This is a genomic window from Streptomyces sp. NPDC006265 (assembly GCF_040613555.1).
In the GTDB taxonomy this organism is placed as follows: Bacteria; Actinomycetota; Actinomycetes; order Streptomycetales; family Streptomycetaceae; genus Streptomyces.
This window is the reverse complement of the sequence record NZ_JBEXSH010000297.1, coordinates 1-9,519: the sequence shown is the minus strand read 5'-3', so window position 1 is coordinate 9,519 and position 9,519 is coordinate 1. Positions and strand designations below refer to the sequence as shown.

General features: G+C 70.3%; 8 protein-coding genes. All 8 read right to left on the bottom strand.

Annotation, left to right across the window (positions count from 1 at the left end):
* Window positions 1-53: 53 nt before the first annotated feature.
* The 8 genes from ABZ281_RS23350 to ABZ281_RS23315 all read right to left on the bottom strand — a co-directional run bounded on the left by ABZ281_RS23350 (window position 54) and on the right by ABZ281_RS23315 (window position 9,478).
* On the bottom strand, window positions 54-1,298 hold the full coding sequence (locus tag ABZ281_RS23350; RefSeq protein WP_356658305.1) for a hypothetical protein: 1,245 nt from the start codon (window positions 1,296-1,298) through the stop codon (window positions 54-56).
* A 78-nt stretch (window positions 1,299-1,376) separates the two neighbouring features.
* On the bottom strand, window positions 1,377-2,426 hold the full coding sequence (locus tag ABZ281_RS23345) for a glutamate ABC transporter substrate-binding protein (RefSeq protein WP_356658303.1): 1,050 nt from the start codon (window positions 2,424-2,426) through the stop codon (window positions 1,377-1,379).
* Window positions 2,423-3,877: a hypothetical protein gene (locus tag ABZ281_RS23340; RefSeq protein ID WP_356658301.1), complete on the bottom strand. Its 1,455-nt coding sequence runs from the start codon at window positions 3,875-3,877 to the stop codon at window positions 2,423-2,425. The genes ABZ281_RS23345 and ABZ281_RS23340 overlap by 4 nt, the downstream gene beginning before the upstream one ends.
* 195 nt (window positions 3,878-4,072) lie before the next feature.
* On the bottom strand, window positions 4,073-5,044 hold the full coding sequence (locus ABZ281_RS23335) for a BadF/BadG/BcrA/BcrD ATPase family protein (protein ID WP_356658299.1): 972 nt from the start codon (window positions 5,042-5,044) through the stop codon (window positions 4,073-4,075).
* The gene (locus tag ABZ281_RS23330; protein WP_356658297.1) at window positions 5,035-6,300 is read right to left on the bottom strand and encodes a 6-phospho-beta-glucosidase; all 1,266 of its coding nucleotides are present in this window, start codon (window positions 6,298-6,300) and stop codon (window positions 5,035-5,037) included. Before ABZ281_RS23330 ends, ABZ281_RS23335 begins: the two co-directional genes overlap by 10 nt.
* A gap of 2 nt (window positions 6,301-6,302) precedes the next feature.
* Window positions 6,303-7,196, bottom strand: coding sequence for a carbohydrate ABC transporter permease (locus tag ABZ281_RS23325; protein ID WP_356658294.1), 894 nt, complete (start codon window positions 7,194-7,196; stop codon window positions 6,303-6,305).
* Window positions 7,193-8,137 carry a sugar ABC transporter permease gene (locus tag ABZ281_RS23320; protein WP_356658292.1) on the bottom strand — a complete coding sequence of 315 codons (945 nt, stop codon included), beginning with the start codon at window positions 8,135-8,137 and terminating at the stop codon, window positions 7,193-7,195. The genes ABZ281_RS23325 and ABZ281_RS23320 overlap by 4 nt, the downstream gene beginning before the upstream one ends.
* 3 nt (window positions 8,138-8,140) lie before the next feature.
* Complete coding sequence (locus ABZ281_RS23315; protein WP_356658290.1) at window positions 8,141-9,478, bottom strand: ABC transporter substrate-binding protein; 1,338 nt, start codon at window positions 9,476-9,478, stop codon at window positions 8,141-8,143.
* Window positions 9,479-9,519 lie beyond the last annotated feature (41 nt).

Here is a 9,519-nt window from a genome sequence, read left to right as displayed (position 1 = left end):
GTCGGCGGTCTGATCGCCGAGCTCCAGGACGCGCTGATCGGCCTCGCCGAGGCTCACCCGGACGTGGCCGTGCGCGGCCGCAGGTCGCAGGGCGCGCTCCACAGCATGCGGCGCGCCTTCTCGTACCGCTCCACCAGCAGCGTGTCCTCGGCGAAGCCGTGCCGGGCGACCTTCGCCTTGTACGCGTCGAGACGGCCGCGCAGCTCGGCGCGGACCGCCAGCGGGGCGGTGACCGCCGTCAACGACTCACGGGCGCGCAGCAGTTCGTCCTCGGCCTTCTGCTCCAGCGACTCCAGCAGCGGGGACAGCCGGTGCCACTGCGCCTGCCTGCGGTACTCGGCCGCTGCCGCCAGCTGCTCCTGGAGCACGGTCGGCGGCCCGCCGACGACCGGCACCTCCGTCGCCGCGATCTTCGCGAGGACCTCGCCGCGCGCCGTGCGCGCCTCGGCGAGCGTGCGGTCGGCGCGGCTGAGGATGTCCCGCAGCTTCACGATCCGCTTCTCGGCGTCCTGCCGTACGGTCAGTACGGCGTCGATCTCACGGCGTACCTCCTCCAGGGAGCGCGCCTCGCGGTCGTACACCGTCGTGTCCGGCCTGCCGCCGCCCGGCGCCGAACTGCCCACCGCGGCCTGCCAGAACGCCAGCGGGTCCGAGATCACCTGCTCGCGCAGCTTCGTCAGTATCCGCGTGATGCGCTCCAGGTCGTCGCCCGCCGGGTGCTCGCCGGGGCGCACGCCCACCGAGTGCGCGAGCCGCCGGGTGCGCTGGAGCTCCGCCGCGAGCAGGTCGATCCGGGCCGGCAGGGCCGACCAGACCGCGTCCGCGGCGACCACCATGTCCAGGCTCGTCGCGTACAGCTCGTTCATCCGCTCGACGAGGGTGACGAGCGAGTAGCGCTCGCTGAGCTTGGTCGGACTGCCGTGCAGGGTGGGGGCGTTGGCCGTCGCCGAGGCGCTGCCCGCGACGGTGACCGAGTCGCCGTTCAGCAACTCCGTCAGCTCCACCAGGTCCTCGCGGCTGGACCAGCGGCGGCGCGAGCGGATGTCGCGGGCGGAGCGCAGCGCGTCGGTGTACGCGTCGAAGTACGTCCACAGCAGCGTGATCGACGCCTCCGTGGACGTCCAGCGCTCCAGGGTGACGCCGGTGAGCTCGGCGCCCTCCAGGAGTCTGCGGCCCGCGTGGTCCTGCAGCGCGAGGAGCGAGGTCTCGATCGCCTCGTGCTCCGCGCCGAGCCGCGCCAGCGCACGGTCCACCTCGTCCCGGTCCATCACCGGCCCGGTGGATCCCGTGACGCCCATCGATCACCTCTCGCTGCGGTCGTGTGTCGCGTGTCGTCTGTCGTCTCTGATGCGGGTGTTCGCGGGTTCAGCAGGGTGTCAGATGGTGCGGAGGTACTGCGGTGCCGGTGGTTCCGACTTCTTCGCATCCTTGCCCAGTGTTGCCGACAGCCATTTCCCGTACGAGGCCTGCCAGCCGTTCGCGGTGTCCTTGCGGTAGTCCACCAGGATCTGGTTGACCCGGCGTACCAGATCGTCCGCGTCCTTCTTCATCGCCACGCCGTAGTACTCGGCAGTGAAGGCGTCGCCCTTGAGCTGAACCGTCGGGTCCTGTGCCGCTTGGCTCGCCGCGAGGGCGCCGTCGGTGACCACGGCGTCGACCTCGCCGAGCTGGAGCCGCACCAGGCAGTCGAGTTGGTTCGGGACGGTGGTGGAGATGTCCGTGCTCGCGGGGAGCTTGCCGTCCTTCTGGTCCGCCTCCAGCGCGGAGAACGCGGTGGAACCCGCCGCCGTGCAGATCCTGCGGTCCGCGAGCGTGTCGTCGTAGCCCTTGACGGGGGAGGCCTTCGGGGCCAGGACCTGCTGTCCCGTCTTGAAGTAGGGCGCGGAGAAGGCGACGTCGGCGATGCGGTCGCAGTTGATCGTCATCGTGCGGACGACCATGTCCACGCGGCCGTCCTGGATCGCCGGGATGCGCTGGTCGGTGGGGATCGCCTTGAACTGGACGGCGTCCGGGTCGCCGAGTATGTCCTTCGCGATGCGGTGGACCAGGTCGATGTCGAAGCCCTCGAGCTCCGCGGTCTTGCCGCTGTTGGGGTTGCGGTAGCCCCAGCGGTAACTGCTCTGGTCGACGCCGACGATCAGCTTGCGCTTCTCTCCCGTGCGGTTCTTGATCGCCCGGATGGTGTCACCGTCGGCCGAGGAGGGGGACAGCGTCTGCTTCTCGGGGGCCTCGCACTCCTCGTCCGCCTCGGTCCCGGCGGTCTGCGTCGCGGTGGTGTTCTGGGTGGCCGTCGTGGCCGTGGTGAGCGGCAGGCAGAGGGCCACCAGCGCCACCAGGGCGCAGACGACTGCCATCGCGGTCACTCCGCCCCAGCCCCTGAGTGCGTCTCGCACGGTCGTTCCTCCCCTCGCCCCCGGCCCTTTCATCGGTACTCCGACAGCCTGCGGCCGATGCCCACGACCGCGCCTGCGGCGCCCAGCACCGCGAGTACGGCCACGCCCGCCGGCATGCCCGTCAGCGCGTCGCGGCCGTCGCCCGCCGCGCGTTTGAACTCCGTCTCCTCGTGCGCGAGTGCCGTGCGCAGGTTCTCGTCGACGCTGTCGAAGCACTCGCCGGTCGCGCCCTCGGTGCCGATGACCCGGTCCAGCGCCTGCTGGTAGTTGCCGTTCTCGTCCTGCTCGCGGGCCGCGGTGTGGCGCTTCTTCCACTCCGTCATGTTGCCCACGGCGGCGGTGACGGGGCGTTCGCCGGAGGTGTCGTCGGCGAGCCTCTCCGCCGCCGCCAGCTTCACGGCGAGGGCCTTGATGTCCCTGCCGAAGTCGTAGTCGTAGGCGTCGTAGGTCTTTTCGCCGACCTTCTTCGTCTCGGCGCCGCGCGCCACCAGGGTGAGGTTCTCGTTGCCCCTGGCCTTGAGGGAGGCGATGCGCGCGTCGTGCAGGACGTTCAGGGAGCGGACGCCGTGGTCGTAGGAGTCGTTCAGGTCCGCGCGGGCGAGGGTGTGGCCGACGACCAGCCAGAGGAGGACGACCGTCGCCGTGGCGGTGGCGGCCACCAGGCCGTGGTTCAGGACCCTGTTCGTCCGCCGGTAGTTGCGGTGCTGGGCCCAGGCGAGGGCCGCCAGGGCGGCGACGCCGAGGCCGATGGCCGCCCAGGGGTAGGGCGTGGCGTCCGCGTAGTCCGTGCTGAGGCGCTGGTTCTCGTTGGTGTAGAGGTCCTCAGCCGCCGGGAGCATCTGGTGCTGCATCTTCTCGTTGGCGTAGCGCAGGTAGGCGCCGCCGACGGGGAAGCCCTGGCGGTTGTACGTGCGGGCCCGCTCCACCAGGCCCTTGTACTCCGGCAGGAGCCTGTTGAGCTTGGCGATCGTCGCCGTGGACGGCGAGTCGGGGTCGGCGTTTGCGGCGGCGTTGACGAGTTTCTCGGCGGCCGTGCGGATGTCCCGCTCGTAGCGGTCGCGGGTGCCGGCCGACTCCTGGCCGCCGGCGAGGAAGCCGCTGGAGGCGGCGGTGTTGGCGTCGGCGAGGGAGCGGTAGATGTCCGCGGCGTCCGAGCTGAGGGGCTGGCTGCGGGTGAGGACGTCGTCGGCGGCGGCCGCGCGGTCGGTCATCTGCCAGGCGGTGACGGCGCCGAAGGCGACGACGAGGAGCGCCAGGAGGGCGCCGATGACGCGGAGGCGGCCCGGTTCGGTGGTGGCCGCGGAGCGCAGCCGGTCGAGGCCCTCGGCGAAGGCGGTGCGGCGGGGGGTCGTGGCGGGGGGTGCGGCGGGGGCCGGGGTGGCGCCGGGGGGACCGGACGGGGGTGCCGGTTGGGCCGGTACGGCCGGCAGGATGGGCAGGCCGGGGCCCGGTGGTGGCGGGCTGCTCTTCGGCGTGTACGTCACTGTGACCTCCCCCGTGGTCATCCGTCGGCGCAAGTATCGCTGCCGGGACCGACATCCGCACCGGCCTTGCCCCGATCTTGATCGGATCGCAGCGTGGCGCACGCCCCCTCGCACCACCCCTAGCAGCACCCCTCGTCCAGGAACACGTACGGGGAGTGGGTTCGGTTCCCGGACGAGTGGCGCACCCCGGAGGTCCTAGGCGTCGTAATACGTCCGCAGCTTCTCCTGCGCCCCTTCCCCCGCCCCGACGTGGTCCAGTCCCAGCAGTGCCGCGCCCAGCACCGGGCTGGACGTCACGACCCGCGGTACCGCCTTCGGCGCGCGGTCGGTCAGCAAGGACGCGATGTGGTCGTTCAGTTGCGGGTGCCGGGCGGCCAGGATGCCGCCGCCCAGGAGCACGGGGGTCTCCTCGGAGAGGAGGTCCAGGCGGGTCAGGGCGACGACCGCCATGGAGACCACCTCCTCGGCCTGGCGTTCCACGATCGACCGGGCGATCGGGTCGCCGTCGGCTGCCGTGGCGAAGAGGACCGGGGTCAGTTCGTGGCGCCGGAGCGTCGGGACGTGCTCCAGGTGCAGCGCCTCGACGAGGGCGTACGTGGAGAGCAGGCCGAAGTGGGCGGGGAGGGTGTGGGACAGGGCGGTGGGGGCGCCGCGGCCGTCCTCCGCCCGGGAAGCGTGCCAGAGGGCCTCCTCGGACAGCCCCCAGCCGCCGCCCCAGTCGCCCGAGACCCGGCCGAGGGCCGGGAAGCGGGCCGTGCGGCCGTCGGGACGCATGCCCACGCAGTTGATGCCCGCGCCGCAGACGACCGCCACCCCCCGGGGTTCGCCGGCACCGGCCCGCAGGATCGCGAAGGTGTCGTTGCGGACCGTCACCGTGCTGCCCCAGGCGCGCGCCCGCAACGCCGCGGCCAGTTGCTCCTCCTCGGTGGGGAAGTCGGCGTTGGCGAGGCATGCCGAGACGTGGGCGACCGAGGTGAGCCCCGCGGCGGTGAGGGCCTGCGCCACCGTCTCGGCCAGGCCGTTCATCGCCGTGTCCACGCCCACGGCCGGTGGACGGAAGCCGCCCCCGCGTGCCGTGGCGAGGACGTCCCCGTCCGCCGTCACGATCGCGACGTCCGTCTTGCTGTTGCCCGCGTCGATGGCGAGGACACGTGCGGTCACGCCCACGCGAGGTGCTCCCGGTTGTGTGCGATCAGCCGGTCGGTGAGCGTCTCGGCGTACGCGTACTGGCCGACGAGGGGATGGGACAGGAGGGCGCGGAAGACGCGGTCCCTGCCGCCGTGCAGGGCGGCCTGGAGGGCCAGGTCCTCATAGGCCGTGACGCCGGCCATCAGGCCCGCGTAGAGCGGGTCCACGGGCTGGACGGGCAGGGGGGACGCGCCCCCTGCCCCCACGGCCGCCTGGACCTCGACCACCGCGTCGTCGGGGAGGAACGGGAGCGTGCCCCGGTTGTACGTGTTCACCACCTGGTACGGCGAACCGCCGCCGCCCAGCAGGGCCGCCGCCAGGTCCACCGCCGCCTCGGAGTAGAAGGCACCGCCCCGCTCGGCGAGCAGCTCCGGCTTCTCGTCGAGGGCCGGGTCGGCGTACAACGCGAGCAACCGGCGTTCCATCTCCGCGACTTCGGCCGCCCGGGACGGCTTCGTCCGCAGTTCCCGTACGACCTCGTCGTGCGCGTAGTAGTAGCGCAGGTAGTAGGAGGGGACCACGCCCAGGGTGTCGAGCAGGGGGCGGGGCAGGCGGAGGTCCGCCGCGATCGTGTCGCCGTGTTCGCCCAGCAGTTTCGGCAGGACGTCGTCGCCCTCCGGGCCGCCGAGGCGTACGGCCGTCTCCCAGGTGAGATGGTTGAGGCCGACGTGGTCCAGGTGGATAGCGGAGGCCGCCACGGACAGCAGGGCCGCGAACTTGCGCTGCAGGCCGATCGCCACGTTGCACAGGCCCACCGCCTTGTGGCCCGCCTGGAGCAGGGCGCGGGTCACGATGCCGACCGGGTTGGTGAAGTCGATGATCCAGGCCCGGGGGTTGGTGCGTCGGACGCGGTCCGCGATGTCCAGGACGACCGGGACCGTGCGCAGGGCCTTGGCGAGGCCGCCGGCGCCGGTGGTCTCCTGGCCCACGCAGCCGCATTCCAGGGGCCAGGTCTCGTCCTGCTCACGGGCCGCCTGGCCGCCGACGCGGAGTTGGAGGAGGACCGCGTCCGCGCCGTCCACCGCCGCGTCGAGGTCGGTCGTCGTGGTGATGCGGCCCGCGTGGTCCTGGCGGGTGAAGATGCGGCGGGCCAGGCCGCCGACGAGGTCGAGACGGTCCTGCGCGGGGTCCATCAGGACCAGTTCCTCGACGGGCAGGGTGTCCCTCAGACGGGCGAAGCCGTCCACGAGTTCGGGCGTGTAGGTCGAGCCTCCGCCGACCACGGTGAGTTTCATGTCTAACCCTTTACTCCGGTGAGTGTGACACCCTCCACGAACGCCTTCTGCGCGAAGAAGAACACGAGGATCACGGGGGCCATGACCAGCACGGTGGCGGCCATGGTGAGGTTCCAGTCGGTGTGGTGGGCGCCCTTGAACGACTCCAGGCCGTAGGAGAGCGTCCAGGCACCCGGGTTCTCCGACGCGTAGATCTGGGGGCCGAAGTAGTCGTTCCACGCGTAGAAGAACTGGAAGAGGGCCACCGCTGCTACGCCCGGTCTGGCCATCGGGAGAACGACCTTCAGCAGCGTGCGCAGGTCGCCGCAGCCGTCCACCTTCGCCGCGTCCACGTACTCGTCGGGGATCGTCGTCAGGAACTGGCGCAGCAGGAAGATCGAGAACGCGTCGCCGAACGCCATGGGGATGATCAGCGGCCAGAGCGAGCCGGACAGGTCGAGCTGCTTCGCCCAGAACAGGTACATCGGGATGATGATCACCTGCGGCGGCAGCATCATCATCGAGATGACCAGCATCAGGGCCAGATTACGGCCGCGAAAGCGGAACTTGGCCAGGGCGTAGGCCACGGGGATCGAGGAGACGACCGTGAGGACGGTGCCCAGGCCCGCGTAGATCAGGGTGTTCTTCCACCAGGTGAGGAAGCCGGGGGTGTCGAAGACCTTGGCGTAGTTGCCCCACTCCCAGGTGTGCGGGATCAGGTCGCGGCTGAGCGCCTGGCTGTCGCTCATGAGGGAGGTGAGGAAGACGAAGACGAACGGGAGCGTGAAGAAGAGGGCCGCCGCGATGCCGAGCGAGTGGATCGCGATCCACTCCAGCAGGGCCCTGCGGTGGGCCGTGCGTGCCGCCGGCGACGGGGGTGTCTTCAGCTCCAGGGGCTTGTCGAGCACCTGCGTCATCGTTCACCTGCCTGGATCAGGCCGCCCCGGCGGCGCATCAGGAGGGCCGTGAAGGCCATGGAGAGGGCGAAGAGGACCAGGGCGACCACACAGGCCGAGCCGTAGTCGAAGCGCTGGAAGCCCAGGTTGTAGACGAGTTGGGGGAGGGTGAGGGTCGACTTGTCGGGGTAGCCGGGCTCGAACAGCGTTCCCGCGCCCTGGATCACGCCCGACGCGACCTTCCCGGCGATCAGCGGCTGTGTGTAGTACTGCATCGTCTGGATCACGCCCGTGACCACCGCGAACATGACGATCGGCGAGATGTTCGGCAGCGTCACGAAGCGGAAGCGCTGCCAGGGCGTCGCGCCGTCCAGTTCGGCCGCCTCGTACTGCTCCTTCGGCACGTCGAGCAGGGCGGCCATGAAGATGACCATCAGGTCGCCGATGCCCCACAGGGCCAGCAGGGTCAGGGCCGGCTTGGACCAGGCGGGGTCGTTGAACCAGCCGGGGGTGGGCAGCCCGGTCTTCTCCAGGATCGAGTTGACCGGGCCCGTGCCGGGGTTGAGGAGGAACGCGAAGGCCATGGTGGCCGCCACCGGCGGGGCCAGGTAGGGCAGGTAGAAGAGGGTGCGGAAGACACCCGTGGCCGTCTTGATCTTGGTGATCAGCAGGCCCACGCCCAGGCCGAAGGCGACCCGGAGCGTGACCATGATGACGACCAGCCACAGGGTGTTGCGCAGGGCGGGCCAGAAGAGGGGGTAGTGCCCGAAGACGTACCCCCAGTTCTTCGTGCCGCTCCACGCGGGCGGCTTGAAGCCGTCGTAGCGCATGAAGGAGAAGTAGACGGTGGAGATCAGGGGGTAGGCGAAGAAGACCGTGAAGCCGATCAGCCAAGGGGAGAGGAAGGCGAGGGTGCGCAGGGTCGAGCGGCGGTGTTTCGCCCGCAACGTAGAGGTACTCATGGCCTACTTCGCCTGCGCGATGTCCGTGTCGATCTGCGCGGCGGCCTTCTTCAGGCCGGCCGTGAGGTCCGTCGCCTTGCCGCTCTCGTAGTCGTAGCCGAACTGCTGGACCGTGGTCAGGTAGACACCGCCGTTGACGGAGGCGGGAGCGGTGGTGGAGTCCGGGTTCGCCGCGATCTCCAGGAACGTCTTGAAGCGCGGGTCGTACGTCAGCTTCGGGGACTTCAGGGCCGCCAGCGTCGAGGGCACGTTGTGGATGGCGTTGGAGAAGTTCACCACCGCGTCCGTGTCCGTGGTCATGTACTTCACCAGCTCCCAGGCCGCGTTCTGCTTCTTGCCGGTCGCCGCGATACCGGCGATGGTGCCGGTGATGTAGCCCTTGCCGTACTGGTCGGCCTGGTCGTCGGGGACGGGCAGCGGGGCCACGCCGATGTCGAACTTCGGCTTGGCGTCCAGGGCCATGCCCAGGCGCCACTCGCCGTCGAGCTGCATGGCGACCTGGCCGGTGTGGAAGGGGTGCTTGGGGCCCCATTCGTCGCCGAGCTTGGAGCGGTAGGTCTCCAGCTTGCGGTAGCCGCCGAGCGCGTCTACGAGTTTCTTCTGGACCGTGAGGGCCTGGGCGAACGCCGGGTCCTTCGCGACGTTCGACTTGCCGTCCTTGTCGAAGTACGTGGGGGAGAACTGGCCGAGGTAGTGCTCGGTGGTGGTCTCCCAGCCGTGGTAGTTCGGCATGAAGCCGAGCTGCTTGTAGGTGTCGCCCTGAGCGATCGTCAGCTTCTCGGCGACCCGCTCGAACTCCGACCAGGTCTTCGGCGGGGCGGTGATGCCGGCCTTCTTGAACGCCGTCTTGTTGTAGTAGAGGCCGTACGCGTCGCCGAGCAGCGGGACCGCGCAGCGGTTTCCGCCGAACCGGGTGTACTCGTTCATCGCCTTCGGGAAGGTCTTCTCCGGGTCGACACCGGACTTCTCGAAGAAGGGGTTGAGATTCACCAGGGCGCCGGAGGAGCAGAACTTCCCGACGCTGTTCGTGGTGAACGACGAGATCACGTCCGGGGCCTTGGCGCCGCCGGTGCGCAGGGCCTGGTTCATCTTGTCGTCCGTCATGTTGCCGACGACGTTGACGTGGATGTTGGGGTGCGCCTTCTCGAATCCGGCGACCAGGTCCTCGACGGCCTTCACCTCCGACGGCGCGCTCCAGGCGTGCCAGAAGTTGAGGGTCGTCTCCTTGGACGCGTCGTCGCTCGCGCCGGCGTCCGACTGGCCGGTGCAGGCCGTGGCGAGGAGGGCGATGGAGGCGGAGACGACGAGCGCGAAGGTCGCGTTTCTGGATGTTCCGGGCATGGCAGAGCTCCCTGAGGCACGGGGGAAGAAGGGATTACCGG

Excerpts from the sequence above, each read along its gene's own strand:
- ABZ281_RS23350 (WP_356658305.1), bottom strand. The coding sequence starts at position 1,298 with ATGGGCGTCACGGGATCCACCGGGCCGGTGATGGACCGGGACGAGGTG.
- ABZ281_RS23345 (WP_356658303.1), bottom strand. The coding sequence starts at position 2,426 with ATGAAAGGGCCGGGGGCGAGGGGAGGAACGACCGTGCGAGACGCACTC.
- ABZ281_RS23330 (WP_356658297.1), bottom strand. The coding sequence starts at position 6,300 with ATGAAACTCACCGTGGTCGGCGGAGGCTCGACCTACACGCCCGAACTC.
- ABZ281_RS23325 (WP_356658294.1), bottom strand. The coding sequence starts at position 7,196 with ATGACGCAGGTGCTCGACAAGCCCCTGGAGCTGAAGACACCCCCGTCG.
- ABZ281_RS23320 (WP_356658292.1), bottom strand. The coding sequence starts at position 8,137 with ATGAGTACCTCTACGTTGCGGGCGAAACACCGCCGCTCGACCCTGCGC.
- ABZ281_RS23315 (WP_356658290.1), bottom strand. The coding sequence starts at position 9,478 with ATGCCCGGAACATCCAGAAACGCGACCTTCGCGCTCGTCGTCTCCGCC.